The sequence below is a fragment of the Pseudidiomarina tainanensis genome (genome assembly GCF_900115255.1).
In the GTDB taxonomy this organism is placed as follows: domain Bacteria; phylum Pseudomonadota; class Gammaproteobacteria; order Enterobacterales; family Alteromonadaceae; genus Pseudidiomarina; species Pseudidiomarina tainanensis.
Window position 1 is genome coordinate 38,391 of sequence record NZ_FOYU01000002.1, and the last position, 26,686, is coordinate 65,076.

Sequence of the window (26,686 nt, forward strand, 5' to 3'; positions counted from 1 at the left end):
TTAGCCCTCCCGAACGGTTACAGCAACGCCATCACGTAGGCGCACCATTCCTTCGGTCACGACTTTATCACCAGGTTTGATGCCATCAATAATTTCAACAATCCCTGGCTTGCGGCGGCCCAATGTTACTGGCGTTTGGTGCGCAATGTTGTTCTCATCAATCACATAGACAAAGGTTTGATCATTGATTGGCACAATGGCTTTTTCAGGCAAGATCATTGTCTCATCCACGCTGCGTAATAAATTAACGCGCAGCAACATGCCTGGGCGTAATTTATTATCGTTATTTGGCAACGTTGCTCGCACCAAAATAGAGCGGGTTAGTGGGTCGACACGTGAGTCGATACTACGAATTTCACCACGAAACTCTTCACCCGGATAAGCACCGCTACGTGCAGCAACTTCTTGCCCAACTTTTAAACTGGCAAAAAAGAGTTCTGGAACATTGAAATCGAGTTTGATCGGAGTGACATCATCTAAAGTCGTAATTTGTTCACCCGGAGAGACTAACGAGCCAACGCTGACATGACGGATACCAAGACGTCCGGCAAATGGCGCAACAATACGCTTTTGAGCCAAGCGTGTTTCGGCAACCTCTAACTCAGCAATAATTTCTTTGACCAATACGTCTTGTGCTTCTAATTGCTGCTGTGAGGCGGCATTTTGGCGGCGCAAATCAACTAAACGTTGATACTGGCGATTCGCTTCGGCGAGACGAAATTTTAGTTCTTGTACAACCGCGGTTTCCTCGCGAGAGTCAAGTTCCACTAAGACATCACCAGCTTCTACGACATCACCATCGTCAAAGTGGACAGCCATCACGATATCTTGCGCTTGTGCGGTAACCACGATTGATTCATTTGCCTGAGCCGTACCTAGCGCTTCAATGACATCGCGAAATTCACTTATTTGAGCAGATTGAATACGTACCGGTACAGCGTTTTGTGGGCGCTCTTCTTTACCCGCATTCGGGTCTGCAAATCCAAAGAAGTACGCTGTGGCGACTGCCACGAGAACGAGTATGATGGTGATCGGATTAAATAAATTTCTTGCTGCCATAAATCCCTCAGGTTACCACTTTGGCTTCATGTCATGTTCTGACACTATTGTAACCTAGGGATTCCGTGCGACATCCCCGCTCATCGGACAATAAGCGGGGTTTACCGCAAATAGCAATTACTTATGAAAGGCGGGACTTAATTTGTGCACGGCTTCGATAAACGCTGCTGCATGGTCTGGATTCACCTCTGGGTGAATGCCGTGGCCTAAGTTAAAGACGTGACCGTGGCCATGACCGTAACTTTCTAATATGGTTGCAACTTCGGCTTCGATACGAGCTGGCGGGGCATATAATACGCTCGGATCCATATTCCCCTGCAGCGCCACTTTGTCGTTCACGGCTGCACGAGCAGTGCCCAAATCATTGGTCCAATCCACACCCAATGCATCACATCCAGTAGCGGCCATATCCCCCAGCCAAGCACCACCATTTTTGGTGAACAAGGTGACTGGCACTTGTCGACCGTCGGCATGACGCGTTAGGCCATTGACGATTTTTTGCATGTAATTTAACGAGAATTCACGATAATCGCGCGGGCTCAATACACCACCCCACGTATCAAATATCATCACAGCTTGGGCACCGGCGGCAATTTGCGCGTTGAGATAACTGGTCACCGACTGTGCTAATTTGTCGAGTAATAAATGCATGGCTTTCGGCTCACTGAACATCAGCTTTTTGACTTCACTGAAATTCTTCGTGCTACCACCTTCAACCATATACGTTGCTAGCGTCCAAGGGCTACCTGAGAAACCGATAAGCGGAACTTGTCCGTTTAATTCGCGGCGAATCGTTCGCACCGCATCCATCACATAACGAAGCTCTTGCTCTGGATCAGGTACGCCGAGCTTTTCAATACTCGCAATATCACGCACCGGGCGCTCAAATTTAGGTCCTTCTCCGGCTTCGAAATATAATCCAAGACCCATGGCATCAGGAATCGTCAGAATGTCTGAGAATAAAATGGCTGCATCCAGCGGGAAACGACGTAACGGCTGTAACGTCACTTCACACGCAAGTTCGGCATTTTTGCACAAAGCCATAAAGTCGCCGGCCTGTTTACGCACTTCGCGATACTCAGGTAAATAGCGCCCAGCTTGACGCATCATCCAAATCGGCGTGCGTTCGGTTGGCTGACGTAGCAACGCGCGGAGATACAGATCGTTTTTTAATTCCGACTTAAGTTCAGACATTTTATCTATCCAAGTTACCCTTTAAATTTTGCCGCATATTTTACCAGTATTAGGAATTTCTTTCCTGATCAATTTCAGCTTTTAAGCGCATAATCAATTTATTGGCGATGGTTCCTTGCTGCGGGATTTTTGGTAAATCGTTGATGTCATACCAACCGCCTTCTTCAAGCTCAAATGGGTCAATACGAATGTCACCACTTTCCCAATCAGCAAGAAAACCCATCATCAGAGAGTTCGGGAACGGCCATGATTGGCTGGTGACATAACGCGGGTTTTTGATACGAACCCCAGCTTCTTCCATCACTTCACGCATTAAGGTTTGCTCCAACGGCTCACCGGCTTCAACAAAGCCGGCCAAGACCGAATATAGCCCTTCGGGGTGGCGCTTACCGCGGGCTAACAGAATCTGATTACCTTTGCGAATCGCGACGATAATACAGGGAGAAATACGCGGATAACAGCGATGCTGACAGCTATGACAGTGCATGGCGATTTCCCAATCCACAGCCTGCATGCGCGCTCCGCACCGACCGCAAAACCGGTGCGTCGCAAGAAAATCAGCAATCTGTTTGGCTCGCGCCGCCATCGCGAATAGTTCATCGTCAGAGCCGATGATGAGCTCTCTCACACTCAAAAATTCACCAACGGCAGTGAAATTTGAATCCCCGTAATCGGCTATAACCAAATAACAATGGCGTTCACGTAACTCACCAATAAATACAGTTTTATATTCGGTTAAATCAGGAAACGGCAAATCCTCAAGCAATCCGTGTGGTATTTGCTTGGCTTCGGTCATGAGTAACTCACCACCTGAAATCACAAACCACCAAACAGGTTCGTCTGGTGCGGGGCGTTGGTATGGTTTTGTCATGTAAAATAACCTGAAAGTCAGCGAAAATAGTTGACGCTAGCTTAGCATCATCAGTAGATTGGTGGCTATTCATCAAACGGAGAAACACATGTTAAAGCGTAACGAGCAAGCCAAGCAACGCTGGGGAGGCGCCCACGCTGCAGTGGATACTTGGTTACAAGAGCGACAAGCAATGCTGATTGAATATTTTAAGCTTGCTGGGTTACCACCTTATGAACGTGAAGCACATGCGTTACCTGCGACAGCAGATATTACGCATTTTTGCGAATTGCTCATGGATTATATTTCAGCGGGGCATTTTGAAGTTTTCGATACGATTATTCGTAATAGCCAAAAGGCACCGGAATCGACCCGCGAGCTGGCTGATGAACTATTTCCATTAATAGGCGATACCACAGAGATTGCGCTTGATTTCAATGATAGCTATGGCGATGTCACGCCTGAATCTGAACTGAATGGGTTTGATCGAGATCTATCAAACTTAGGTGAGGCACTCGAACTGCGAATGGAGTTTGAAGACCGCTTATTAAACACGCTAGAGCAGCACGAGCTACTCTAGCGATGTTATCAATCAGCGAAGTAATGGTTATTGCTTCGCTTCAATCTCTACTGTTTCTTCTTCAGTCGCTTCTGGATCAACAATGTTGAGCAGTTCAACTTCAAAGATAAGAGTTGAGTTTGGTGGGATTTGACCGTTACCGGCGCCACGCTCACCATAAGCAAGATCTGAAGGGATAACAAAGCGATATTTGTCGCCTACGCTCATCAATTGAACCCCTTCAGTCCAGCCAGCAATAACACGGTTCAATGGTAATACTAATGGCTCGCCACGATCGACCGAGCTATCAAAGACTTCACCATTAACCAAAGTGCCGTGATAATGAACTTCAACTAAATCAGTTGCTGATGGTTGCGCACCGTCTTCTGGACCTTCTTGCAGCACTTCGTACTGGAGGCCTGACTCAGTGACTGTTACGCCTTCTTTCTTGGCATTTTCTGCTTGATACGCTTCGCCTTCAGCCTGCGCTTTACCACCGATTACAGTTGCCGTTTGCTCAGCAATCTGGGTTTGCATGGTTGTGATTAGTTCTTCCGCTTCAGCTTGCGAAATTTTCGCATCACCTTTGATTGCATCGACAAAGCCAGCAATCACAATTTCACGATCTAAAACAAACTCGGCTTGCTCTTGGCGGTTCAATGTTTCACCAACATATTCACCTAAGGTTGAACCGAAGGCATAAGCCATTTTGTCTTGCTCAGCCTCTGGTGCAGCTTCGCTTACCGGAAATTTTTCCTGTTGCTGCATACAACCGGTTACTGCAAGCGCGATTACTGCCAGCGCCAAAGGCTTTTTAAATTGCTTCATTTATTGTCTCCAGGATTGAATTCTCTGTCAGAGTAAGTTGTAATTCGTCGCGCTGAATATACTACACACAATTAGGGGTGTTTGCCTATGGCTGCGCAACACGAACATGATTTATCACGACGTATCGCCGATTTAGAAAGCCAATTGGCGTTCCAAGAAGATACCATTGAAACATTGAATCAATTGGTGACGCAACAAGCGGGAGAATTACAACTTCTGCAACGTAAGATGCAATTAATGGTGGAAAAGTTCCAACAAATAAGCGATCGAGAAGGTGGCAATTCCACCAACCCTGAGGATGACATCCCGCCCCATTACTAACCTGAACAAAACTTGACCGCGTGTAACTGACCCCGTATAACATTCTTTCTACGTTTTTGGAGGTTTCATGTCGGTTCAACATCCTATCATTGCAGTAACTGGCTCATCAGGCGCCGGTACTACCACAACCAGCCAAGCTCTGCGACATATTTTCCGTTCGCTGAATGTTGAGGCTGCGTGTGTAGAAGGTGATAGTTTTCATCGTTACTCCCGACCTGAAATGGAATTGGCGATTCGTAAAGCACAGGAGCAAGGTCGGCATATTAGCTACTTCGGTGCTGAAGCGAACGATTTTACTCGACTGGAGGCGCTGTTTCGCGAATACGGGGCAACCGGTAATGGTGAAGTGCGTCGTTATTTACATAGTTTTGATGATGCCGTGCCCTACAATCAGGTACCGGGCACTTTTACTCCATGGGAACCGTTGCCAAAGGCCACCGATTTACTCTTCTACGAAGGCTTACATGGCGGTGTGGTAGGTGAAGGATATGATGTTGCCCAGTATGTCGATTTGTTAATCGGCATGGTGCCTATCGTTAACCTTGAATGGATCCAAAAGCTCCTGCGAGATACCTCAGAGCGCGGCCATTCACGCGAGGCTGTCACGCAAAGTATTGTGCGAAGTATGGAAGATTATATTCACCACATTGTGCCACAATTTTCGCGGACACATATCAACTTCCAGCGTGTGCCAACCGTCGATACTTCAAATCCGTTTAGTGCCAAAGACATCCCTTCGCTGGATGAAAGCTTCGTTGTGATTCGTTTCCGTGGCATTAAGAATGTCGACTATCCCTACTACCTGCGAATGATCGACGGTTCGTTTATGTCGCGTATGAATACGCTCGTGGTACCTGGCGGTAAAATGGTGTTTGCGATGGAACTAATCTTAGCCCCGCTGATAGAAGAAATCTTAGAGAAACAGCGCAGCAACAGCCGCGCTTAGAGCCAAATGCTTTGATATTCTGCACCGCGGTCTTGCGCCAATAGCGGTGTTAAATAATCCATAATGTCATGAATTTGTTCCGTTAAACCAAACGGTGGATTGATAAATAGCATGCCACAGCCGTTGAGTTTACTGCGGTCAGTGGCTGTGCGGATGAGTAAATCGACCGCAAACACCTTTTCGACACCGGCAATACGTTTCACCTTTTGATGAAAGTCGCCAATGGTCAACGGATCTTTAATCGGATACCACACCGCATAAATCCCTGTTGCCCAGCGCCGCACACCATCAGTAAGCGCACGCACGACTTGTTCAAACTCATCACGCTGTTCAAATGGCGGATCAATCAGCACCATGCCGCGCTTTTGTGGGGGTGGCAATAAGGCTTTGAGCGCGCCATAACCATTGGTTTGTTCTAATACTTTAATTTGCTTTGCTGCGGGAAACTCGCTGCGCACATTTTCAGCCAACGCACCGCTGTCTTGTGGGTGCATTTCACACAGCGTCAGACTATCTTGTGGTCGCAAATGTTGTGCGCTGAACCAAGGCGAGCCCGGGTACCAGCGCAGTTGTTCTGGGCTATTAACCTGTTTCACCCACTCAACGTAGCGCTGAATAGCGGGCGGTAAATCGTCGCGAGCCAGTAACCGCGCGATTCCGTCGGTTGCCTCACCAGTTTTTTGCGCCTGCTCCCCTTGAAGGTCATACATACCAATGCCGGCATGCGTATCAAGCAACCAAAATGGTTTATCTTTTTGCTGAAGATATTCTAGGGCAACACATTGCAAAACGTGTTTGAGGACATCGGCAAAGTTGCCGGCATGGTAACTATGCCGATAGTTCATCTACGCATTCTCACCCGTGTCTACGATTGCATAGCTATGCGTAACTTTTACCGAGGCTTCCAGCATCTTCGCAACTGAACAGTACTTGTCTGCTGATAAAGCAACCGCACGTTCAACATGCTTTTCAGCAACGTCAGTACCGGTGATAATAAAGTGCAGGTGAACGTGGGTAAACACAGCAGGCACTGCATCGGCACGCTCACCCTTCACTTCGCACTGCACACCAGTAACCTGCTGACGTGCCTTTTCTAAAATACTCACCACGTCAACTGAGGAGCATCCACCAGCAGCCATTAACACCAACTCCATTGGGCTTGCGGCTTCGGCTTTATTGCCATCCATTGCCACCGTATGACCCGAGCCTGACTTCGCCTCGAATACTAAACCGTCACGCCAATTCACTGTTGCATGCATGGTCGCTGCCATCGATAACTCCTTTTCGTTGTGTCTATTAGAATTTAAGGCCAGGTGCAAGCTTCTCTGGCAAGCTTACATGCTCAGCTTCTACCGAAGCTACTGGGTAAGCACAATAGTCAGCCGCATAATAGGCGCTAGCGCGATGGTTACCACTCGCACCAATGCCGCCAAACGGTGCAGCGCTACTTGCGCCAGTAATTGGCTTGTTCCAATTCACGATACCTGCGCGAATACGCTTGAAGAAATAACGATAGGTATCTTCACTATCACACAAAATACCAGCAGAAAGGCCGTACTTCGTATTGTTCGCTTCTGCAATCGCTGCATCTAGATCAGTGTAACGATATATCTTCAATAGCGGTCCGAAATGCTCAATATCCGGCATTTCTGTGACATTGGTCACGTCCAGAATACCTGGGGTGACGAAACCAAGATTGTGGTCTTTTTGCAACATTTTCAACAGTACTTTGGCGCCCGCGTCAATCAAATCGTTCTGCGCTTTGACCATATCCGAAGCGGCTTTCGCTGAAATCATTGCACCCATGAATGGCTGCGGATCGGCTTCGTAATCACCAACCTGAATATTTTCAGTCACTTCAATTAGACGCTTCAAAATCGCATCGCCTTGCGCACTTTTCTCAATAAATAAGCGACGTGCACAGGTGCAACGCTGACCTGAGGTAACAAATGCTGATTGCACAATATCATGCACCGCAGCGTCGATATCTGCGACATCTTTCACGATGAGCGGGTTATTACCGCCCATTTCTAGCGCTAAGATCTTATCAGGACGCCCTGCAAATAATTTATGAAGCACGTGCCCAGTATTTGATGAGCCAGTGAAGAAAAGGCCATCGATTTGAGGATGAGCTGACAGCGCTTTACCAGTATCAACCAAACCTTGAACTAAGTTCAAAACACCATTTGGTAACCCAGCTTTTTCCCACATTTTTACTGTGAACTCAGCCACTTTAGGTGTCATCTCACTTGGTTTAAATATTACCGTATTACCCGCCAACAACGACGGCACAATGTGACCATTTGGTAAGTGACCCGGGAAATTATATGGCCCATATACGGCAACAACACCATGCGGTTTATGACGTACAAATGCTTTTGCACCTGGCATCGCATTTTCTACCGTGCCCGTGCGTTCATGATAAGCCCGCTCAGAAATAGCGACTTTACCAATCATTGCAGCAACTTCGGTTAGCGTTTCCCAAACCGGCTTACCGGTTTCTTCAGCAATAATATGAGCGAATTTTTGCTTATTTTCTTCGAGAAGTTCAGCAAAACGTTTACAGATTGCAAGACGCTCTTCGAAACTTTTATCCGCCCACTCAACAAACGCAGCTCGTGCTGCCATGACTGCAGCATCAACCTGTTCGTCAGTCGCGGCTTTCGCTTCCCAAATAACTTCATCGCGAGATGGATTAATTGATTTAAACAACTCGCCTTCTCCGGCAACCCAATTGCCGTTGATAAATAAATTCTGTTCAGACATTAGTTTGCTCCTGTCAATGTGACAAATCGAACGTAGTCGCCGTCTTGTACACGCAGCGCAGCGGCCGCTTCGGCATCGATAATGACGTGATCGTGCTCATCACTCAGCTGTGCTTGAATGGCACGAAACTCAGCAACTTTGGTATTACAAACAATGAAGCGTGGTTTATCTTTAGCCACTTCTCCGATAACTACAGGTAAGCGCTTACTCTCTCTCACGCTCTTGATATTTGACACTTCTGCCTCAACCGTTGGTCCCGCATCAAAGATATCGATATACCCGCGACAGCGGAAACCTTCACTTTGCAACATGCGCAAAGCAGGCCGCGTATTGTCATGCACTTGGCCAATGACTGCTTGCGCTTCCGGCGGCAAAAGCTGCACATAAATAGGTAGTTTTGGCATCAATTCATAAACAAACGTTTTCTCACCAATGCCCGTTAGATAATCGGCTTGGGTGAAATCCATCGAGAAAAAGTTTTGTTGTAACCAACCCCAAAATGGTGATTCACCGTTCTCGTCAGAGACTCCGCGCATCTCGGCAATCGCAATATCGCTAAAGCGATTGCGAAACTCAGCCATAAACAACATGCGGAAACGCGACAAGACACGGCCGTTCATGTTCTTGCGAAAGGGTTCGCGTAAAAACAACGTACAGAGTTCGCTGACGCCCGTGTAGTCATTACACAGCGTGAGCGTTCCAAGTGCATTGTAGATATCGAGCTCTTTCGAATGATGAACAACCTTACCGATATGGTAATGATAAAAAGCGTCGGTAAGCCCTACCGCCGCTTCGATACCACTGCAACCAACAACCTCACCGGTGTCCGTATCTTCCATGACAAATAGGTAGCCTTCTTCACCCGGCTCACTCACTTGTTCACGCGCAAAGGCTTCTTGCGCGCGAGCGATACGACGACGCAATAACGCCTCGTCGACCGGTAGCGAGGTGAAACCATGCCCAGATTCAACTGCGCAGGTGTAAAGCGCCGCATAATCCTGCGGCGTAATCGGACGCACCACTAACATAGCGTGTCTCCGCTTTGGTTAACCAGCGAGCTTAGCTACAGCTCGTTCAAATCGCGCTAAACCTTCCACAATATCTTGCTCAGGAATGATTAACGACGGGGTAAAGCGAATCACGCTTGGTCCAGCAACCAATACCATTGCACCTTCATCTGCTGCAGCGTTTAAGAAATCGCGCGCTTTACCTTCAAACTGCTCGGTTAATTCAGCGCCAAGCAACAAACCTTTACCACGAATATCTTTAAACACATGGTATTTTTCATTGATTTTATGCAGTGTATCTTTGAACAATTGTTCGCGTTTTTTAACGCCTTCAAGCACTTCGCTGGTGTTTACAACATCAAATACCGCTTCTGAAACCGCACAAGCCAGTGGGTTACCACCGTAAGTGCTACCATGGGTACCTGGCTTTAAATGTTGCGCAATTTCATTGGTGGTTAACATTGCACCGATAGGGAAACCGCCACCAAGCGCTTTTGCCGTCGATAAAATGTCTGGCGCCACGCCAAGTTGTTGGTATGCGTACAAGCTACCAGTGCGGCCAAAACCAGTTTGCACTTCATCAAAAACCAACAGCGCGTTGTATTTATCACACAGTTCGCGTACACCCTTCACGAATTCGACGTCTGGGCTAATCACACCGCCTTCACCTTGCAGTGGTTCCATCATGACCGCACAAGTCTGCTCTGACATCAGCTTCTCAAGCGCCGCTAAATCGTTGTAATCAACGTGCTCAACAGCACCCGGTTTTGGACCAAAACCATCAGAGTAAGCTGGCTGACCACCAACGGTTACGGTGAAGAAAGTACGACCGTGGAAACCTTTATTGAAGGCAATAATTTGATTTTTCTCAGCACCAAACTTATCCAAAGCCCAACGACGTGCTAATTTCAGCGCAGCTTCGTTTGCCTCTGCACCGGAGTTGGCGAAGTACACACGATCGGCAAATGTCGCGTCGGTCAATTTTTTCGCTAATCGGATAGCCGGCTCATTGGTGAATACGTTACTGAGGTGCCAAAGCTTGTTGCCTTGCTCGGTTAAAGCTTTGACCATAGCAGGATGACAATGACCTAAACAGTTCACGGCAATACCGCCCGCGAAGTCGACGTACTCTTTACCTTTTTGATCCCAAACTCGTGAACCTTCACCTTTTACCGGAATCATTTTCGCCGGATTATAGTTCGGTACCATTACGTCATCAAAAAGCGCGCGATCGACTTTATTCGTGGTAGTCATAAGTATTCCTCATGCCGTTCAAATTAGTTCAAATTGACCTTCTGAAGAGGTCGCGTAAAGTGGCTACATTATTGCAGAAAAAAGCAACGCTGTCGTGCTTGAAGCATACAAAAAGTGGGGGGTTTTAGGGAACTTAGCTTGATTTGCAGGCGCACTGCATAAGTATGCAGAAGCACCTATTTTCGTTGAATATCTATTGCTTAAATTTTATTCAGGTGGGCTGGCAAAATTCCAGAAACCGCTGAAAAATCGCGTGGCCATGTTCCGTCTCTATGGCTTCTGGATGGTATTGAACCCCCCACACCGGCAAATCAGCATGGCGAATTGCCATAATCTCTCGCTCACCCGCGGAGTTCGTCACCCAAGCGTCGACCAAAAGTTCTTCAGGTAGATGCTCATTGGCTAAAACCAAGGAATGATAGCGGGCAACTTTAAATGGCGATGGTAAGCCTTGAAATAGGCCGAGGTTATGATGATGAAGTTCGGAGGTTTTGCCATGCATGACTTGTCTAGCGCGCACTACTTGCGCGCCAAATACTTGTCCGATGGCTTGGTGACCCAAACACACCCCAAGTAGCGGGATTTGCCCCGCAAACTTTTCAATCACGGCCAGCGAAATGCCAGCTTCATTGGGGGTGCAAGGCCCCGGCGATATCACAATACCGCTGAGCGGTAACTGCTGAATTTCTGCAAGGCTAATTTGATCGTTACGCACAACTTTGACGGTGGCGTTCAACTCGCGAAAGTAGCGCACAACATTGTGCGTGAACGAGTCATAATTATCGATCATCAGCAGCATAAGTTATGGCCGAGGTACAAACCCAATCACGTCATACACCTTGCGCAAGGTTTCTGCGGCATGTGCACTAGCAGCCTCAGCACCTTTCGCCATCACTTGATCGAGATATGCACGATCATGGCGCAATTCGTTGTAGCTCTGCTGAATAGGTTCGAGCATAGCCACGACGGCGTCGGCGGTATCACCTTTCAAGTGACCGTACATTTTGTCTTCGTACTCTGGCACCAAATCCGCAATGGCACGACCTGTTGCTGCCGACAGGATTGACAGCAAGTTCGATACACCTGGCTTTTCTTCGGTATCAAAATAAATACGTGCTTGCTCATCTGAATCGGTGACAGCACGTTTCAGCTTTTTAGTAATCTTCTTCGGGTCTTCTAACAAGCCAATAAAGTTATTTGCATTTTCATCCGACTTCGACATTTTTTTGGTTGGATCTTGCAAGCTCATGACGCGCGCACCAACCTCTGGAATAAACGGGTCAGGAATGGTAAATACGTCACCGTAAATGTTATTAAAGCGAGTCGCGACATCACGAGCGAGCTCAAGATGCTGCTTTTGATCGTTGCCCACCGGCACTTCATTGGCTTGGTATAACAAAATATCTGCCGCCATCAGTGCTGGATACGTGAACAAACCAGCATTGATATTATTTGCGTGGCGATCGGATTTATCTTTAAACTGAGTCATCCGATTCAATTCGCCCATTTGAGTGTAGCAATTTAATACCCAAGCCAATTGCGCATGTTCTGGTACATGTGACTGCACAAAAATCACGCTCTTCTCGGGATCCAGCCCACACGCCATGTACAAGGCTAAGCCATCTAACGTCGCTTCACGCAACTTTTCTGGTTCTTGGCGAACCGTAATCGCGTGTAAATCAACCAACATAAAACGACAGTCATGAGTGTCTTGCATCTTGACCCATTGACGCAACGCGCCAATGTAATTACCAATTGAAAGTTGTCCTGATGGCTGACAGCCGCTTAGTACAATGGGTTTACTCATAATCTGTTGATTCCGTTTTTAAACTACTGTTGCAAGTTGTTGACGCATAGTCGCAATCACTTGCGCATAATCGGGTTGATTGAAAATCGCTGACCCAGCCACAAACATATCAGCGCCAGCAGCGGCTATTTCGGCAATATTGTCAACTTTCACGCCACCATCGATTTCTAAACGAATATCACGACCACTTGCATCAATGATTTGTCGTGCTTGACGTAACTTGTCCAACGTTGCAGGAATAAATGCTTGACCGCCGAAGCCTGGGTTGACTGACATCAATAGGATGACGTCAACTTTATCCAAAACGTAATCCAAATAATGTAATGGTGTGGCTGGGTTAAATACTAAACCAGCCTGGCAACCCGCTGCCTTAATTTGTTGCAATGAACGGTCGATGTGCGTTGACGCTTCTGGATGAAAGGTGATGATTGACGCGCCAGCTGCAGCGAAGTCATCAATCATACGATCCACCGGCTGCACCATTAAATGTACGTCAATTGGTGCAGTAATTCCGTAATCGCGCAACGCTTTGCAAACCATCGGGCCGATGGTCAAATTAGGTACAAAGTGATTATCCATTACATCAAAATGCACAACGTCTGCGCCAGCCGCTAAAACGTTTTCAACTTCTTCACCGAGTCGAGCAAAATCGGCTGACAATATCGATGGTGCAATTAGAAAGTCACGCATAAACACCTCACCTGTATAAAATTCGCCATAGTGTACCAAAGGTTAGTGCGCTTAGCAGTCAAAAAAATGCGGGAATTTGCTTGGCAGTTTGCGTTATTTCCTGCTATTTTAGTAGCTCATTTATTAACCGGAGGTTCCCATGAAACTGTCAGCAATGTCAGTCTTAGTGGCTACAAGCATTGTGCTTACTAGCGCAGTGGGTGCTTCTGCGTGGCATACACAAAACAGCAAAACGCTCGAAGAGTGCCAAGCACTCATGCAAAATAGTGAGCAACCTAATGCACAACAAGTGTGTGAAGCACATCAGCAAAGTGTGACTTGGGGAAGCTGGTTTAGTGGGAAAAGCCGTTCAACACAATTTCATTTCTTAGATTTATTCGAGTTGCTGTTTGGCTCCTCTGAAGCCAGCAAGCGCGACTACAATCATCCAATCAGTGGTTAAGTGGTTATGTCTTTACTGAAGACAGATGCCGAGCCGGCAAAAAAGCCCTCTTTTCTAGACATTATCATCAGTGTATTAGCAGCGTTGTTTGGTGTTCAATCTGACCGCAACCGACAGCGCGATTTCAATCATGGTAATCCAGTGATTTACGTCGCGGTCGGTGCAGTGTTTGTCATCTTGTTTGTGCTAACGCTGGTGCTGATCGTTAGCTGGGTTGTTCCAGACTAGTGATGCCAGAGTGGCGCAATAGTGCATCAACCTGAGGTTCACGGCCACGAAACTCTTTGAATAGCGCCATGGCTTCGCGCGAACCACCCCGCTCTAGAATTGCCCGCAAGAAATCTTGTCCAGTTTCACGATTGAAAATACCCTCGTCTTCAAAACGTGAGTAGGCGTCTGCCGATAATACTTCCGCCCACTTGTAACTGTAGTAACCAGCCGCATAGCCTCCAGCAAAAATATGCCCGAAACTGTGCTGGAAGCGGTTATAAGCGGGTGGCTTGCGCACTGCAACTTCATCACGAACTGAATCTAAGATGGCTTGAATGGTATCACCCTGTGCTGGGTCGTAATCGCGATGAATGCGTAAATCAAACAAACTAAACTCTAATTGCCGGACCATTTGCATCGCCGACTGAAAGTTGCGCGCCGCTAACATGTTGTCGAGCAGTTGTTGAGGCAACGGTTCGCCGGTTTCATAGTGCCCAGAAATCATGGCTAAGGCCTCTGGTTCCCAGCACCAGTTTTCTAAGAACTGCGATGGAAGCTCTACTGCGTCCCATGCCACACCGTTAATCCCTGAAACTCCAGCAACATCAACTTTGGTCAACATGTGATGCAGGCCATGTCCAAATTCATGGAACAAGGTCAGTACTTCGTCATGCGTAAACAGCGCCGGCTTATCACCGACTGGTTTATTAAAGTTACAGGTGAGATAAGCAACCGGCAGTTGTAGTGTGTGATTCGCCGTGATCCGTCGCACCGCACATTCGGCCATCCACGCACCACCGCGCTTCCCTGAACGTGCATATAAATCTAAGAAGAAGCTACCACGTACATCACCGTTATTGTCGGTGATCACAAAGTAACGGACGTTCGGGTGCCACGCAGCGACATTATCTTGTTCTTCAATGCGAATGCCAAAGAGGGTTTGGACAACGCTAAACAATCCCTTCACAACCTGGTTTTCAGGAAAGTACGGGCGCAGTTGCTCGTCGGAAATGGCATAGCGCTGTTGTTTCAGTTTCTCACTGTAATATGCAACATCCCACGCTTCGAGCTCATTGACTTGGTAATGATCACGCGCAAAATCGAGTACTTCTTGATAATCAGCCCGTGCTTGCGGCAAAGAACGTTGCGCTAAATCTTGTAGAAATTGTTCAACTTGCGACGTTGACTCCGCCATTTTCGTTGCCAGTGACAAGTCGGCATAGTTTTTAAAGCCGAGTAACACGGCTAGCTCATGTCGTAAAGCAAGCGTCTCCGACATAATTTGCGAGTTATCAAATTCGCCTGCTTGCGGCCCTTGATCGGATGCTCGGGTCGTGAACGCTTCATACATCGTGCGTCTGAATTCAGAATTATCCGCATAGGTCATTACCGGCAAATAACTCGGAAAATCCAAGCCAAACCGCCAGCCTTGCTGGTCGTGTTCGGCGGCAGCCGCCTGTGCGGCAGCAATAGCACTTTCCGGTAAGCCGGCCAATTCACTCTCGTCGGTCACCAAGTAGTACCAACTGTCGGTTGCGTCGAGTAAATGATTGCTAAATTGCGACGACAGCTCTGATAACTTCGTTTGAATTTCTGCATAACGTTGCTTTTTATCTTCAGGCAACGCGATGCCAGATAATTCGAAGTCGCGCAGCGTGTCGGTAATCACTTTGCGCTGTGCTTCAGTCAGTTGATTAAATTCCGCGCTTTCTTTTAACCATTTAAAAGCTAGATAAAGACCTTCGTGTTGGCCAACAAAAGTGCCATACTCAGACAGTAATGGGAGACATTGGTCATGCGCTTCGCGCAGCTCCTTTGAGCTCACCACAGCATTTAAATGCGAAACCGGTGACCAACTTCTTTCCAGTAAGTCGTCGACTTGCTCGAGCGGCTCAACAAGACCGTTCCAAGTAAAATCACCTTTGTTGATAACCTCAGCAATCGTCGTTTTACAATCACGAATACGCTGCTCGATTGCCGGCACAATATGCTCTGGTTGAATCGCTTCGAAGGGTGGTAAATGGTAATCACCGAGCAAAGGGTTTTGACTCATGGAACTTCCTCTTGAATAATGCGTAAATATTTTACTATCGCGTTTCTAATGATGAGATATGGGTGCTCGGTCTAATATCAAGGGCTGCACTTCACAACAGGGAATAACAATGACACAAAATACCTCCTATTGGCTACGCCAAACTTTCACTGCAGTGACTGCAGCGTTGCTGATCAGCGGCTGTAGTTCGTTACCCGGTGGCAGTAACACCGATACAGTTGCGTCGGCACAGGGTTCTGAAGCTGTTCAATTTGACGAACTGTATGGCGAAGGCAAATTTAATGCGCGGGGCGTCGGCCCAACGCGTTGGTTGGCAAATGGTAGCGGTTATACCGTTCTAGAGAGCACCGAAAACGGTGGCCACGACCTCGTTAGATACCATCCTGAAACTCAGCAACGTACCGTACTTGTCGAAGCTGAAAACCTGCGCCCAAGTGCAACTGAAGAACCACTTGAAGTTGCCGACTACAGTTGGTCCGAAGATGGTAAAAAATTACTTATTTTCACCAACACGAAGCGCTCTTGGCGTACCCATACCTTAGGTGATTACTGGGTTTATAATCTGTCGACCAAGCGTTTACAGCAACTCGGTGGCAATGCCGAGCCGTCGACACTGCAATTTGCAAAGTTTGACCCGCAAGCAACTCGTGTTGCTTACGTGATGAAAAACAATATTTATGTAGAAGACCTAAGTACGCAGAAAATCACGCAGCTGACAGATGACGGTAACGACACTATCGTCAACGGTACTTTCGATTGGGTTAACGAAGAAGAGTTTTTCTTACGCGATGGTTTCCGTTGGAGCCCTGATGGCCGCTCAATTGCCTATTGGCAATTGGATACCGAAGGCACTCCACTGTTTACGATGATCAATAACACCGATGCGCTATACCCAACGCTGAAGCAATTTCCGTACCCGAAGGTCGGTGAAACCAATGCCGCCATGCGAATTGGCGTCATGCCGGCGAGCGGCGGCGACACAAAATGGATGAAAATACCAGGCGACCCACGTCAAAACTATTTGGTGCGCATGCAGTGGGCTGGCAATAGCTCGCAGCTATTAATTCAGCAACTGACCCGCTCGCAAGCAGTGAATACTGCTTATTTAGCTGATGCAAAATCTGGTGCAGTCCGCGAATTATTGCAAGAAGTCACAGAGAGTTGGGCAGAATACGTTGATGATTTGCAATTTATCGACAACGGTAAATCATTTACTTGGTTGAGTGAGCGCAGCGGATTTCGCCATATTTACGTAGTACAGCGCGATACTGGGCGCCTCAGCACAATTACTCGCGGCAATTGGGATGTCATCGAGGTTTTGCAAATTAACGAAAATGATGGCTGGGTATACTTTATTGCCTCTCCAGAAACGCCGTTAGAGCGTTATTTATTCCGTGCCAGCCTTGATGGTAGCGGCAAACTTGAACGCTTGACACCAGACCAGCCAGGCACACATAGTTATCAACTTTCGGCTGATGCCAAGTATGCCGTGCATACCTTTTCTGACGTGAATAACATGCCTGTTGTCGACATGATTTCGCTGCCGGAACATCGTCGTATTCGCGTCATTAAAGATAACGAAAACGCGCAGGACGCCTTTGATAAACTCAAACGTGGCGCTTTTGAATTCTTTCAAGTCGAAGCGCAAGATGGTCTAAAGCTTGATGGTTTTTTAATGAAACCAACCGATTTTGATCCAAGCAAAAAATATCCGATTTTGTTTTACGTTTACGGCGAACCATGGGGGCAAACGGTTTCAAACAGCTGGGGCGGTGAGCGCTTTTTATTCCATACCTACTTAACGCAACAAGGCTACATCGTTGCATCAGTTGATAACCGCGGTACGCGTTCACCACGCGGTTTTGAATGGCGTCGCTCAATTTACAAAAATCTGGGTGATATCACCGTTCGTGATCAGCATGACGCCCTGCAGGCGATGTTAAAGCGCTGGGATTTCATTGACGGTGATCGCGTCGGCATCTGGGGGCACAGTGGCGGTGGTTCACAAACGCTGAATGCACTATTTCGCTATCCAGAAGCTTACCATGTCGGCATGGCGTTAGCGCCAGTTCCTGATCTCACACTTTACGACACCATTTACCAAGAGCGTTACTCTGGTTTACTGCCTGAAGCTGCAGAGCGTTACCGTGAAACGTCAGCCATCACTCATGCCGAAAACTTACAAGGGGACTTGTTGTTAGTGCATGGCACCGGTGATGATAACGTGCATTTTCAGGGTTCTGAGCGCTTAGTCAATGAGTTGATTAAGCATGGCAAGCAGTTCGATTATTTTGCCTATCCGAACCGTACGCATGGCATTAGCGAAGGCAAAGGCACCACGCAGCATTTGCGTACCATGATGGTTGAGTTTTTGAAACAAAACCTTCCAGTCAGTGCGCCTTAGTCGTCGGTAAAATCAAGATATTGGTTGTTCAGCACGGTTACGCCGTGCTGACGCAACCACTGTTCAGCTGCTTCATAGTCAGGTGAGTGTTGTGCAACTAACTGCCAGAACGCTTTGCTGTGATTGAATTCTTGTAAGTGACAGAGTTCATGAATCACAACGTTACGTACCACCCACTCCGGCGCCAGCCACAATTTCCAGCTAAAACGTAATTCACGCTTACGCGTACAATGCCCCCACTTACTGGTGAAGTCACCAATCGACCAACTGGTCGGATTAAGTTGATGCGCTGTGGACCAGGCCGAAAAAAACTGATCGAGCCATTGCATAGCTTGTTCTTTATACCAATTCACAATCGTCTGTTTGGGCTCGCGCTCGCTATTACTGCGCGCGGTAGTGGTTACAAATAATTCGTTACCGTAACGCTCGATGGTTTTTCGCGTTGCCACCGATACCTTTAATTTTAATGGCTGTCCAAGCCAACGTAATCGCTCGCCGGAGCGCCATTTTCTCGGCATTAAGTTATCGAGCTGCTGACGTTGCCGATTTAGGTGCTTATTAATCCAGTCTTGTTTTTGCTCAACGAATTGAGCAATGACGGCCTCCGACATATGCCAAGGTGCTTGAACTTCTAAATTGCCGCGGGCAACTTTTAGCGCCAAGTTACGTCGTTTTTTACTGCGATTGATTTGGTAGATAAGGCTCATCGGTTTTTTCGTTGCTTTATTCGTGTCCTCAGCCGGCTGTTGCATTGCACCTGCTGGCATTTTCGGCGATCATAGTCGAATTCTTATTATGAACTATTACTCTAGCATGTCACAGGAGTTGAGCACATGACCCGACATTACGATTATCTAGCCATTGGCGCCGGTAGCGGCGGCATTGCATCAGCTAACCGAGCAGCAATTCGCGGAGCTAAAGCGGCCGTTATTGAAGCCAAAGCAGTTGGCGGAACCTGTGTTAACGTCGGGTGCGTTCCCAAAAAGGTAATGTGGTACGGCGCACACATTGCCGAAGCCATTAAATACAGTTCAGCATACGGGTTTGACCTTGAGCAAAAAGGTTTTGACTGGAGCACCCTAGTCAAAAACCGCGAAGCTTACATTGAACGCATTCATGGCGGTTACAAACGTGGCTTTGAGAATAATGGCGTTGACTATATTGAAGGTTTTGCCCGTTTCGTCGATTCGCGCACGGTTGAAGTTAATGGTGAGCGAATTACCGCTGATCATATCACCATCGCTGTTGGTGGACGCGCTATGATTCCAGATGTACCGGGTGCGGAATATGGTATCGATTCGGATGGCTTTTTTGCGCTAACGGAACGTCCTAATAAAGCCGTTGTGATTGGTGCTGGCTATATCGCCGTCGAAATTGCTGGTGTCTTACATGCACTGGGTTCAGACGCTCACTTGTTAGTTCGCGGCGACCGCCCACTGCGTTACTTTGATCACGACATCACCGATGCTTTATTGGAACGTCTTAAGCAAGATGGCCCAGAATTACATACTGGTTGTGTGGTTGAGCGCGTTGAAAAAAGCGACGACGGCTTGCTCACAATCCATTGCGATAACGGTGAATCAATCGGCGGTGTTGATTGCTTAATTTGGGCTATCGGCCGTGAACCGGCGACCGACAAAATTAACCTAGAAGCTGCTGGCGTGACCGCTGATGCGCACGGATTTATTCGTACCGATAAATATCAGAATACGAACGTCAAAGGCATCTATGCAGTCGGTGATATCACTGGCGAAGCGCAATTAACACCGGTCGCCATTAAAGCTGGGCGTTTATTAGCTGAACGTCTATTCAATAAAGACATGCCGGACGCGCATATGGATTACAGTCAGATTCCAACTATCGTGTTCAGCCATCCAACCATTGGCACCGTTGGCTTAACTGAAACCGAAGCGCGTGAAGTGCACGGTGATAACGTGAAAGTATATCGTTCACAATTTGCTGCTATGTATAACGCTGTGACGCCACACCGTGCGCTGAGCACATTTAAGCTGGTGTGTGTAGGCCCTGAAGAGCGTGTCATCGGTCTGCACGGCATTGGCGAAGGCATGGACGAAATTCTGCAAGGGTTTGCCGTGGCGATGAAAATGGGCGCAACGAAAGCCGATTTTGATGCCACAGTCGCACTGCACCCAACCAGTGCTGAAGAGTTCGTCACCCTGCGTTAACCCTTCACATCAAGCGTCATCGATAAAATGCGAGACAGATGGCTGTATGGCAGCCCTGTCTCGCTATGCCACTGATTAAACGTATCCTGAATTTGCTTTGCGCCGCGTCGACTATACGGCGAAGCGTCAAGTAAGTTGTGATTGCGTAATGCGGTTAAATTATCAGGCGTTAGGAGATAACCGTCCCAACCTAATCGGCGCAAAACATGTTGCGCTGCCGTTCCGCCGAGGCGCGCTCCGTGCTTTTTAAAATATCGTAGTAACTCAGCTTGCTCTGCTGATGGCCATTGCGCTAAAAACTTGCCAAAGCTACCGTATCCTTCGGCCACTTCAACAATCATCCGTGCATTTATTGGCACCGTCGCAATTTTTTGCAAATTTCGCACAATTCGTTCATCACGCGCCAATTCATCAAGACGTTCGGGCGGTACTTGTTGCCAATACAGCGGCAAAAATCCGGCAAAAGCCGCTTCGAACCCAGCCCATTTATTTTCTATTACTCGCCAAGCAAATCCAGCTCGAAACACGCAGCGCGTCATTTCAGCCAGTACTTGGTTATCAGTGATCTTCTGTAATTCAGCTGCTGTTGCTATGCGTGGCATGCGCTCATGCACAGCTGGTTCGCCACCATGACGCTCACAAGCACGTTGGTAAAAGTAATCAAATTTCATCGTTTACTCTGCGGTTTTTTGATCGGATATCAAAGTTTTATCTTCATGGTTAAATACCATAAACTGTATCGATTGTCGTTTCACCCATTCAATAAAGAGTAGCCAATGTCTACCTCGAGCAAACCCGTGCAACAAAGTTTAAGTCGTTGGCGTACTTGGCACCGCTGGCTATCCCTGGTATTCGGGGTGCAATTAGTTATTTGGAGTATCAGCGGCGCGTATATGGTGTTTTTCGAACTCAGTTTTATTCACGGTGATCACTTAGTTAAAACAAACCATCCGTCATTACCAAATAGCGCTCAGATACGTCCAGTTGAACATGTTATTCGGGCATTTCCACGCGCTCGTGAAGTCACGTTGCAGCCCACTCTTGTTGGCGGCAAATGGATTGCTACCTATGAAGTTTTCGCTCACCGAGATACCTTTTTAGTTGACGCTCAATCTCTGCAACCGGTGGTATTTACCGAGGCCGATATTGTAGCCATCGCTAAGCGACTCTATGCACCAAGCGACTCCGCACCCATAACCAGAGCTACATTACTCGAGCACCGAGCACCAGCAGAGATTAGCCCAAGTTTATTACCGATTTGGCAGGTCAACTTCGATGATTTCGGTAATTCCAGCTTTTATATTTCACCAACCACCGGCGAATTAGTTACTAAGCGACATAGTTTCTGGCGTGGCTTCGACTTCCTCTGGATGTTGCACATTATGGATTATGAAACGCGAGAAGATATTACCAACTGGCTTCTACGAAGCTTCATTCTCGGCACCGGTTTACTTAGTATCACGGGTATTATGTTGTTAATCTTCACCATCGGTCGCAGTCGTGGTCAAGGAGCGCATTCATGATGCGCTTCGCACAATGGTTACATCGTTGGCTCGGTCTGATTTTGCTACTTCAGGTGGTATTGTGGCTTGTGAGTGGCTTATATTTCTCTCTGCAAGGCCATCATGCGATGTCCGGTCATCAATATAAACAGAATCCGACTGGATTGGTGCTTCGTCAAGCAATGCCCAACATCGGTATTGAAGAGATCTGGCGGCGTTATCCTGAGGCTCTTTCAATTCAGTTATATCGCATTGGCGAAACGCCGCAATACGTTGTCGAACTCGCCGATGAAGATGTGTACTTACACGGTCATACTGGACAGTTATGGCACACAAATGCTAAGCAAGCACAACAATTGGCACTCGCTACCTACAGTGGTCCTGGCAACATTCTCTCGACCTCACCGTTAACCAAAACTAAAGAGCTCGTTGGCTGGCAAGGTCAGGGTTACAAAATCTTGTTTTCTGATGAACTCAATACACGTATTTACGTTGATGCCGCCAATGGCCAAGTGCTGGATCATCGCAATACGCCGTGGCTGCTTGCTGATTGGGCATTTAAACTGCACTTTATGGATTACTCCGGTGCACGGAGTTTTAATCACTTACTGATATATACGGCGGCATTGTTGGCACTCTGGTTTACCTTGTCGGGTGTGTTGTTATTAGTGCAAAATCTACGTCGTGGCGATTTCAATCCACGTCGTCAACCAACCATATTAGAGTCTTTGCAGCGACAACATAAGCCGATCGCAAGCGGCTGTGGCGGTGGTGGTACTTGTGGCTTGTGTAAAGTGAAACTGACTGAGCCGACGGTGGCAACGCAAGCAGAGCAATTATTACTGACTACCATTGAAATTAATTCGGGTATTCGCCTCGCTTGTCAACATCGCGATCACGGTCAAACAATCATCTTACTTGATGAACATGTCACCCATTTCAAGCTCGCATTAGTTGCTAAAACTAAGTTGTCAGAAGCAATAACCAAACTAACGTTTAAAAGCGAACCCAGCTGTGAATACAGTGCTGGGCAGTTCATGCAATTTAAGATTCCTGACGGTAATAACGTACTGTTACGACATTACTCTTTTGCAACCAAATCACTGACAACAGCGCCAACTGATACACCATTACTGCACTTTCTTATTCGGCATGTTCCTGCTGTTGCAAACGTTACCCCTGCCGGTATCGGCTCATCTTACTTGCTTGGTCTTCAGGTGGGTGACACGGTTGATGCTGCTGGACCATTCGGTAACTTTGTCGCCACCGACACGAATCGCGAACAGGTTTACATTGCCGGAGGTGTCGGTATCGCCCCTATCCATGCGCTAGTTGAAAGTGAGAGTCAGCGACAACGTCATTTATTCCATGGTGCCCGCAGCGAAGCTGAGCTTATTTTTGCCGATGAATTTAAATTGATGCCAACGCTCGACTACCACCCAGTCGTCGATAAATTTGTGCATGAAGAGGTGGCTCATTGGTTAAATCAAAATCCCGGCGATTACGATTTTTATGTTTGCGGCCCACCAGCGATGCTGGCGGCAACATTACAGTTACTAGCAGATAAAAAAATACCGAAGTCTCGAATTCGTTACGATGACTTCGGTATTTAAGCGCTGTGATATCTTAAAAATCTTGCATGCGATTTTGTTTTGCACGAGGGTTTGCAGTCGTTGGGCGATTTATCTGCCCGCGCGGCGTTGCTTTGACTGGCGCCTGATAGGACGGCGCAGGCTTCACTGTTGGCCGCGGCGTTTGATAACTTGGTTGCGGTTTAGGCGCCGCCTGTGGTGATACTCTTACGCTACGCTGACTGACTTGCGGCTGCTTCGGTGCGTTCATGTAAGGCTGACGTACATCACGATTATTTACCTTTGGCTGAACTCGAACATTTCGCTCACGCACCACCGCATCACCCCATTGTGGCGCTTTGTTGCGTGGTGTCACTGTAACATCGCGGCGCTGGATAACTTCTTTCCGCGCTGTTTCTCTACTCGGCGTCCGCACTACCGCACGCGCCGGCTTGTTGTCACGTAACGTGCGCACAATCCGATCTTGTTCTGGGCGTTTGTTACGCTGAACTGCAACATTTCGCGTCGTAACTGTCGGTTGCGGCGATTGCGCGCGATTAGCCGTCATCACGCGCTCATTATTCACTGCTCGCTGAGAAACCGCTGGTCGCACAATTTCACCTCGACCATTTGCACCACCGTTGACCATGTAATATTTCGGCCGCTCCGGCTGCAAATCGCGGTGACGGTAATCCACACCACGGCGATGGCGTGGGTTATGGTACCAACGTTTACTATCTTTACCGGTCATGTAGTAATCACGACGCTTTTTCGGCGGCTCACGATAATAGTGATGGTTAATCACGACATAACGTTGTGGCCAATAGAAGTGGCTAAAATAGAAGTGGCTCGGGATACTGTAACTAATCCCCCAATAAATACCGGAACCGATACTCACTGTTAATGACGGACGCGTCCAAAATACCGGCTGGTAGTCATGCCAACGCCATGAACCATAAACCACACGCGGATCATAATAAGGCACATACACGACCTCGCGACGCACATTCTCGATCACAATGGTACGGTCTTCGCGTTCGACATTCACGTGCTTGTTAGAACGCAAATTACCAGCAACATAAGCGTCATCACGAAGCACTTGTACGCGCTCTAACACTTCGTCTTGCTGAGCTAAAAATGCTTCACCAATGGCTTGAGTCCACTGTAAATCGTCGCTCATTTGCTTTAATACATCAGGCGTGCCAACCAAAGCTTTTACACTAGCATCCCAGGTTTCAGCGGCAGCACGTTCCAGTGCTTGTTGCGGCGACAAATGTTCATGGCGACGCACCCAACGCTCTGCCTCTACCACTTCTAATGGATAGGTCGCAGCAATCAGAACATGTGACAAAAGACTGTCTGGATAAAGTGCAATCGGTGCAAGCAAGCGATCCAGTTCAGCTGTTGAATAATAGACAACTTGTTGCTGTGTCGTTTCCGCTTGCGCCACTGCCGGCACCAAAGCAATGCTTGTGGTACCCATTGCGCATAACATTGCGACGGCACTGAGACCGTGTTTAAACTGGCGAATTTGCATAAATATGCCTCCAATCGGCAAATAGCGAAAAGCTATTAGTTACTAGTTTAGTCGCAATTTTGTGCATTTTAGTTTCATCTAAACAATTATTTTTTGTAAAGATTCAGTTAACTAACTGATTATACAAGTCCTTGTTCGAGCATTGCGTCAGCGACTCGCTTGAAACCTGTAATGTTTGCGCCGAGTACTAGATTACGTGGTTTTCCATACTTATCAGCCGTTTGAGAAATATCCGTATAGATATTCTTCATCACCTGCTTTAAGCGCTCATCCACTTGTTCAAAGGTCCAGCGTTGCATACTAGCGTTCTGCGCCATTTCCAGTTGACTGGTCGCGACGCCTCCGGCATTAGCGGCCTTGCCTGGTCCATAAGCAATCGAACTCTGTTGCACTGCGTCAAAGGCCGCCTCAGTAAGTGGCATATTGGCGCCCTCCGCAATGCCTAAACAGCCGTTCTCCAACAAGCATTCGATATCTTCTCGCGTCACTTCATTTTGGGTCGCGCAAGGAAATGCTAAATCAACTTGATAACGCCAAACTTGATGGCCATTTTGGGGATAATCTTCGCGCGGTGTGTAGCTTGCCTCTGAGTGTGTCTCTAGATATTTCTCGAGGCGTTCATGTTGCTGCTCTTTTAAACGTTTGACTAAGTCGAGATCGATTCCCGCCTCGTGATAAATCGTGCCTGATGAATCACTGCACGTCACAGGTTTGGCGCCGAGCTCATAAAGCTTCTCCATGGTATAAATAGCGACATTACCCGATCCGGAAACCGCGCAACGTTTACCATCGAGCTCTTCTTCTCGGTCAGCCATCATGTAATTAGCAAAATAAACACAACCGAAACCGGTGGCCTCTTTACGAACAAAAGAACCACCCCAACCGAGGCCTTTGCCGGTAAGCACACCGTCAAAAGCATTGGCAAGACGCTTATATTGGCCGAATAAATAGCCTAACTCACGGGTGCCCACACCAATGTCTCCGGCGGGAACATCTGTGGTAGGCCCGATATGACGAAATAACTCCGACATAAAGGATTGGCAAAAGCGCATAATTTCGGCATCAGATTTCCCTTTCGGATCAAAATTGGCGCCACCTTTACCGCCGCCAATTGGTAAGCCAGTTAACGCATTTTTGAAAATCTGCTCAAACCCTAAAAATTTGATGATTGAACCATTGACACTCGGGTGAAAGCGTAAGCCCCCTTTGTAGGGCCCAAGTGCGGAATTAAACTCGATGCGGTACCCCTTGTTCACTTGCACTTGGCCGTTATCATCCAGCCAGGGTACGCGGAACATGATTTGCCGTTCCGGCTCTACTAAACGCGCAATAATCGCTTGCTCACGATACTTTGGATGTTGCTCTAGAATCGGCTCTAAACTCTCAAGTACGTCTTCTACGGCTTGGTAAAACTCAGATTGAGCTGGGCTGGTCTGTTGCAATTGTTCAATGGTATCGTGAATATAGCTCATACGCAGTTCCTATGGTTTGAATTTGAAA

General features: G+C 47.6%; 26 protein-coding genes. 9 read left to right on the forward strand and 17 right to left on the reverse strand.

All coding sequences use genetic code 11. The annotated features are described in order from the left end of the window. From BM292_RS07090 to nudC, 3 genes are all read right to left on the reverse strand, one after another. Nucleotides 1-1,059 (reverse strand): efflux RND transporter periplasmic adaptor subunit, encoded by a 1,059-nt coding sequence (locus BM292_RS07090; RefSeq protein ID WP_092857026.1) that lies wholly within the window; start codon nt 1,057-1,059, stop codon nt 1-3. A gap of 117 nt (nt 1,060-1,176) precedes the next feature. After that, nucleotides 1,177-2,253 (reverse strand): uroporphyrinogen decarboxylase, encoded by a 1,077-nt coding sequence (hemE, locus tag BM292_RS07095; protein WP_092857028.1) that lies wholly within the window; start codon nt 2,251-2,253, stop codon nt 1,177-1,179. Between the two features lie 49 nt (nt 2,254-2,302). Then, on the reverse strand, nt 2,303-3,124 hold the full coding sequence (nudC, locus tag BM292_RS07100; protein ID WP_092857030.1) for an NAD(+) diphosphatase: 822 nt from the start codon (nt 3,122-3,124) through the stop codon (nt 2,303-2,305). A gap of 88 nt (nt 3,125-3,212) precedes the next feature. On the opposite strand from nudC, the gene rsd reads away from it, so the two are divergent. After that, nucleotides 3,213-3,683 (forward strand): sigma D regulator, encoded by a 471-nt coding sequence (gene rsd / locus BM292_RS07105; protein ID WP_092857032.1) that lies wholly within the window; start codon nt 3,213-3,215, stop codon nt 3,681-3,683. A 27-nt stretch (nt 3,684-3,710) separates the two neighbouring features. Here rsd and bamJ read toward each other — a convergent pair whose 3' ends face one another. Next, on the reverse strand, nt 3,711-4,490 hold the full coding sequence (bamJ, locus tag BM292_RS07110) for a BamJ family beta-barrel-assembly machinery protein (RefSeq protein WP_092857034.1): 780 nt from the start codon (nt 4,488-4,490) through the stop codon (nt 3,711-3,713). A gap of 87 nt (nt 4,491-4,577) precedes the next feature. Between bamJ and BM292_RS07115 the strand changes: the two genes are divergently transcribed. Together BM292_RS07115 and BM292_RS07120 are read left to right on the forward strand one after the other, a co-directional pair. Beyond that, a complete protein-coding gene (locus BM292_RS07115; protein WP_092857036.1) occupies nt 4,578-4,811 on the forward strand; it encodes a SlyX family protein in 234 nt (77 codons plus the stop codon). A gap of 67 nt (nt 4,812-4,878) precedes the next feature. After that, on the forward strand, nt 4,879-5,757 hold the full coding sequence (locus BM292_RS07120) for a phosphoribulokinase (RefSeq protein WP_092857038.1): 879 nt from the start codon (nt 4,879-4,881) through the stop codon (nt 5,755-5,757). Here BM292_RS07120 and BM292_RS07125 read toward each other — a convergent pair. The 8 genes from BM292_RS07125 to rpe form a co-directional block, all read right to left on the reverse strand. Then, the gene (locus BM292_RS07125) at nt 5,754-6,602 is read right to left on the reverse strand and encodes a 23S rRNA (adenine(2030)-N(6))-methyltransferase RlmJ (RefSeq protein ID WP_092857040.1); all 849 of its coding nucleotides are present in this window, start codon (nt 6,600-6,602) and stop codon (nt 5,754-5,756) included. The two genes, BM292_RS07120 and BM292_RS07125, sit on opposite strands and share 4 nt — an antisense overlap. Further along, nucleotides 6,603-7,016 (reverse strand): OsmC family protein, encoded by a 414-nt coding sequence (locus BM292_RS07130; protein ID WP_092857579.1) that lies wholly within the window; start codon nt 7,014-7,016, stop codon nt 6,603-6,605. It abuts the gene before it with no gap. A 37-nt stretch (nt 7,017-7,053) separates the two neighbouring features. Continuing rightward, nucleotides 7,054-8,523: a succinylglutamate-semialdehyde dehydrogenase gene (gene astD / locus BM292_RS07135; protein WP_092857042.1), complete on the reverse strand. Its 1,470-nt coding sequence runs from the start codon at nt 8,521-8,523 to the stop codon at nt 7,054-7,056. Further along, on the reverse strand, nt 8,523-9,551 hold the full coding sequence (astA, locus tag BM292_RS07140) for an arginine N-succinyltransferase (RefSeq protein ID WP_092857044.1): 1,029 nt from the start codon (nt 9,549-9,551) through the stop codon (nt 8,523-8,525). The genes astD and astA overlap by 1 nt, the downstream gene beginning before the upstream one ends. Before the next feature lie 18 nt (nt 9,552-9,569). Beyond that, nucleotides 9,570-10,784, reverse strand: coding sequence for an aspartate aminotransferase family protein (locus tag BM292_RS07145; protein ID WP_092857046.1), 1,215 nt, complete (start codon nt 10,782-10,784; stop codon nt 9,570-9,572). A gap of 211 nt (nt 10,785-10,995) precedes the next feature. After that, nucleotides 10,996-11,583, reverse strand: a complete 588-nt coding sequence (locus BM292_RS07150) for an anthranilate synthase component II (RefSeq protein WP_092857048.1) — start codon at nt 11,581-11,583, stop codon at nt 10,996-10,998. Between the two features lie 3 nt (nt 11,584-11,586). Continuing rightward, nucleotides 11,587-12,591 carry a tryptophan--tRNA ligase gene (gene trpS / locus BM292_RS07155; RefSeq protein ID WP_092857050.1) on the reverse strand — a complete coding sequence of 335 codons (1,005 nt, stop codon included), beginning with the start codon at nt 12,589-12,591 and terminating at the stop codon, nt 11,587-11,589. A gap of 18 nt (nt 12,592-12,609) precedes the next feature. After that, nucleotides 12,610-13,281, reverse strand: coding sequence for a ribulose-phosphate 3-epimerase (gene rpe / locus BM292_RS07160; protein WP_092857052.1), 672 nt, complete (start codon nt 13,279-13,281; stop codon nt 12,610-12,612). 139 nt (nt 13,282-13,420) lie between these two features. Between rpe and BM292_RS07165 the strand changes: the two genes are divergently transcribed. Together BM292_RS07165 and BM292_RS07170 are read left to right on the forward strand one after the other, a co-directional pair. Next, nucleotides 13,421-13,723, forward strand: coding sequence for a hypothetical protein (locus tag BM292_RS07165; protein ID WP_092857054.1), 303 nt, complete (start codon nt 13,421-13,423; stop codon nt 13,721-13,723). Between the two features lie 6 nt (nt 13,724-13,729). After that, nucleotides 13,730-13,951: a DUF2970 domain-containing protein gene (locus BM292_RS07170; protein WP_092857056.1), complete on the forward strand. Its 222-nt coding sequence runs from the start codon at nt 13,730-13,732 to the stop codon at nt 13,949-13,951. On the opposite strand, the gene prlC is transcribed toward BM292_RS07170, so the two are convergent. Further along, a complete protein-coding gene (prlC, locus tag BM292_RS07175) occupies nt 13,929-15,986 on the reverse strand; it encodes an oligopeptidase A (protein WP_092857058.1) in 2,058 nt (685 codons plus the stop codon). The genes BM292_RS07170 and prlC overlap by 23 nt on opposite strands. A gap of 109 nt (nt 15,987-16,095) precedes the next feature. On the opposite strand from prlC, the gene BM292_RS07180 reads away from it, so the two are divergent. Further along, on the forward strand, nt 16,096-18,390 hold the full coding sequence (locus BM292_RS07180; protein WP_092857060.1) for a S9 family peptidase: 2,295 nt from the start codon (nt 16,096-16,098) through the stop codon (nt 18,388-18,390). Here the strand turns inward: BM292_RS07180 and BM292_RS07185 are convergent. Next, nucleotides 18,387-19,157, reverse strand: a complete 771-nt coding sequence (locus BM292_RS07185) for a M48 family metallopeptidase (RefSeq protein ID WP_092857062.1) — start codon at nt 19,155-19,157, stop codon at nt 18,387-18,389. The genes BM292_RS07180 and BM292_RS07185 overlap by 4 nt on opposite strands. Nucleotides 19,158-19,223: 66 nt before the next feature. Here BM292_RS07185 and gorA point away from each other — a divergent pair, with 66 nt between their 5' ends. Then, entirely contained in the window at nt 19,224-20,576 is a 1,353-nt protein-coding gene (gene gorA / locus BM292_RS07190; RefSeq protein ID WP_092857064.1) for a glutathione-disulfide reductase, read from the forward strand. On the opposite strand, the gene BM292_RS07195 is transcribed toward gorA, so the two are convergent. Further along, complete coding sequence (locus tag BM292_RS07195; RefSeq protein ID WP_092857066.1) at nt 20,573-21,247, reverse strand: DNA-3-methyladenine glycosylase I; 675 nt, start codon at nt 21,245-21,247, stop codon at nt 20,573-20,575. The genes gorA and BM292_RS07195 overlap by 4 nt on opposite strands. A 105-nt stretch (nt 21,248-21,352) precedes the next feature. Here BM292_RS07195 and BM292_RS07200 point away from each other — a divergent pair, with 105 nt between their 5' ends. Both BM292_RS07200 and BM292_RS07205 read left to right on the forward strand, forming a co-directional pair. Then, nucleotides 21,353-22,099, forward strand: coding sequence for a PepSY domain-containing protein (locus BM292_RS07200; RefSeq protein ID WP_092857068.1), 747 nt, complete (start codon nt 21,353-21,355; stop codon nt 22,097-22,099). Beyond that, nucleotides 22,096-23,691, forward strand: a complete 1,596-nt coding sequence (locus BM292_RS07205) for a 2Fe-2S iron-sulfur cluster-binding protein (protein ID WP_092857070.1) — start codon at nt 22,096-22,098, stop codon at nt 23,689-23,691. The genes BM292_RS07200 and BM292_RS07205 overlap by 4 nt, the downstream gene beginning before the upstream one ends. Nucleotides 23,692-23,704: 13 nt before the next feature. Here BM292_RS07205 and BM292_RS07210 read toward each other — a convergent pair whose 3' ends face one another. Both BM292_RS07210 and gdhA read right to left on the reverse strand, forming a co-directional pair. Beyond that, entirely contained in the window at nt 23,705-25,186 is a 1,482-nt protein-coding gene (locus tag BM292_RS07210; protein WP_092857072.1) for a DUF3300 domain-containing protein, read from the reverse strand. Between the two features lie 119 nt (nt 25,187-25,305). Continuing rightward, entirely contained in the window at nt 25,306-26,658 is a 1,353-nt protein-coding gene (gdhA, locus tag BM292_RS07215; RefSeq protein WP_092857074.1) for an NADP-specific glutamate dehydrogenase, read from the reverse strand. Nucleotides 26,659-26,686: the final 28 nt, after the last annotated feature.

Coding starts and splice junctions, on each gene's coding strand:
- BM292_RS07090 (WP_092857026.1), bottom strand. CDS start 1,059: ATGGCAGCAAGAAATTTATTTAATCCGATCACCATCATACTCGTTCTC.
- hemE (WP_092857028.1), bottom strand. CDS start 2,253: ATGTCTGAACTTAAGTCGGAATTAAAAAACGATCTGTATCTCCGCGCG.
- nudC (WP_092857030.1), bottom strand. CDS start 3,124: ATGACAAAACCATACCAACGCCCCGCACCAGACGAACCTGTTTGGTGG.
- rsd (WP_092857032.1), top strand. CDS start 3,213: ATGTTAAAGCGTAACGAGCAAGCCAAGCAACGCTGGGGAGGCGCCCAC.
- bamJ (WP_092857034.1), bottom strand. CDS start 4,490: ATGAAGCAATTTAAAAAGCCTTTGGCGCTGGCAGTAATCGCGCTTGCA.
- BM292_RS07115 (WP_092857036.1), top strand. CDS start 4,578: ATGGCTGCGCAACACGAACATGATTTATCACGACGTATCGCCGATTTA.
- BM292_RS07120 (WP_092857038.1), top strand. CDS start 4,879: ATGTCGGTTCAACATCCTATCATTGCAGTAACTGGCTCATCAGGCGCC.
- BM292_RS07125 (WP_092857040.1), bottom strand. CDS start 6,602: ATGAACTATCGGCATAGTTACCATGCCGGCAACTTTGCCGATGTCCTC.
- BM292_RS07130 (WP_092857579.1), bottom strand. CDS start 7,016: ATGCATGCAACAGTGAATTGGCGTGACGGTTTAGTATTCGAGGCGAAG.
- astD (WP_092857042.1), bottom strand. CDS start 8,523: ATGTCTGAACAGAATTTATTTATCAACGGCAATTGGGTTGCCGGAGAA.
- astA (WP_092857044.1), bottom strand. CDS start 9,551: ATGTTAGTGGTGCGTCCGATTACGCCGCAGGATTATGCGGCGCTTTAC.
- BM292_RS07145 (WP_092857046.1), bottom strand. CDS start 10,784: ATGACTACCACGAATAAAGTCGATCGCGCGCTTTTTGATGACGTAATG.
- BM292_RS07150 (WP_092857048.1), bottom strand. CDS start 11,583: ATGCTGCTGATGATCGATAATTATGACTCGTTCACGCACAATGTTGTG.
- trpS (WP_092857050.1), bottom strand. CDS start 12,591: ATGAGTAAACCCATTGTACTAAGCGGCTGTCAGCCATCAGGACAACTT.
- rpe (WP_092857052.1), bottom strand. CDS start 13,281: ATGCGTGACTTTCTAATTGCACCATCGATATTGTCAGCCGATTTTGCT.
- BM292_RS07165 (WP_092857054.1), top strand. CDS start 13,421: ATGAAACTGTCAGCAATGTCAGTCTTAGTGGCTACAAGCATTGTGCTT.
- BM292_RS07170 (WP_092857056.1), top strand. CDS start 13,730: ATGTCTTTACTGAAGACAGATGCCGAGCCGGCAAAAAAGCCCTCTTTT.
- prlC (WP_092857058.1), bottom strand. CDS start 15,986: ATGAGTCAAAACCCTTTGCTCGGTGATTACCATTTACCACCCTTCGAA.
- BM292_RS07180 (WP_092857060.1), top strand. CDS start 16,096: ATGACACAAAATACCTCCTATTGGCTACGCCAAACTTTCACTGCAGTG.
- BM292_RS07185 (WP_092857062.1), bottom strand. CDS start 19,157: ATGCCAGCAGGTGCAATGCAACAGCCGGCTGAGGACACGAATAAAGCA.
- gorA (WP_092857064.1), top strand. CDS start 19,224: ATGACCCGACATTACGATTATCTAGCCATTGGCGCCGGTAGCGGCGGC.
- BM292_RS07195 (WP_092857066.1), bottom strand. CDS start 21,247: ATGAAATTTGATTACTTTTACCAACGTGCTTGTGAGCGTCATGGTGGC.
- BM292_RS07200 (WP_092857068.1), top strand. CDS start 21,353: ATGTCTACCTCGAGCAAACCCGTGCAACAAAGTTTAAGTCGTTGGCGT.
- BM292_RS07205 (WP_092857070.1), top strand. CDS start 22,096: ATGATGCGCTTCGCACAATGGTTACATCGTTGGCTCGGTCTGATTTTG.
- BM292_RS07210 (WP_092857072.1), bottom strand. CDS start 25,186: ATGCAAATTCGCCAGTTTAAACACGGTCTCAGTGCCGTCGCAATGTTA.
- gdhA (WP_092857074.1), bottom strand. CDS start 26,658: ATGAGCTATATTCACGATACCATTGAACAATTGCAACAGACCAGCCCA.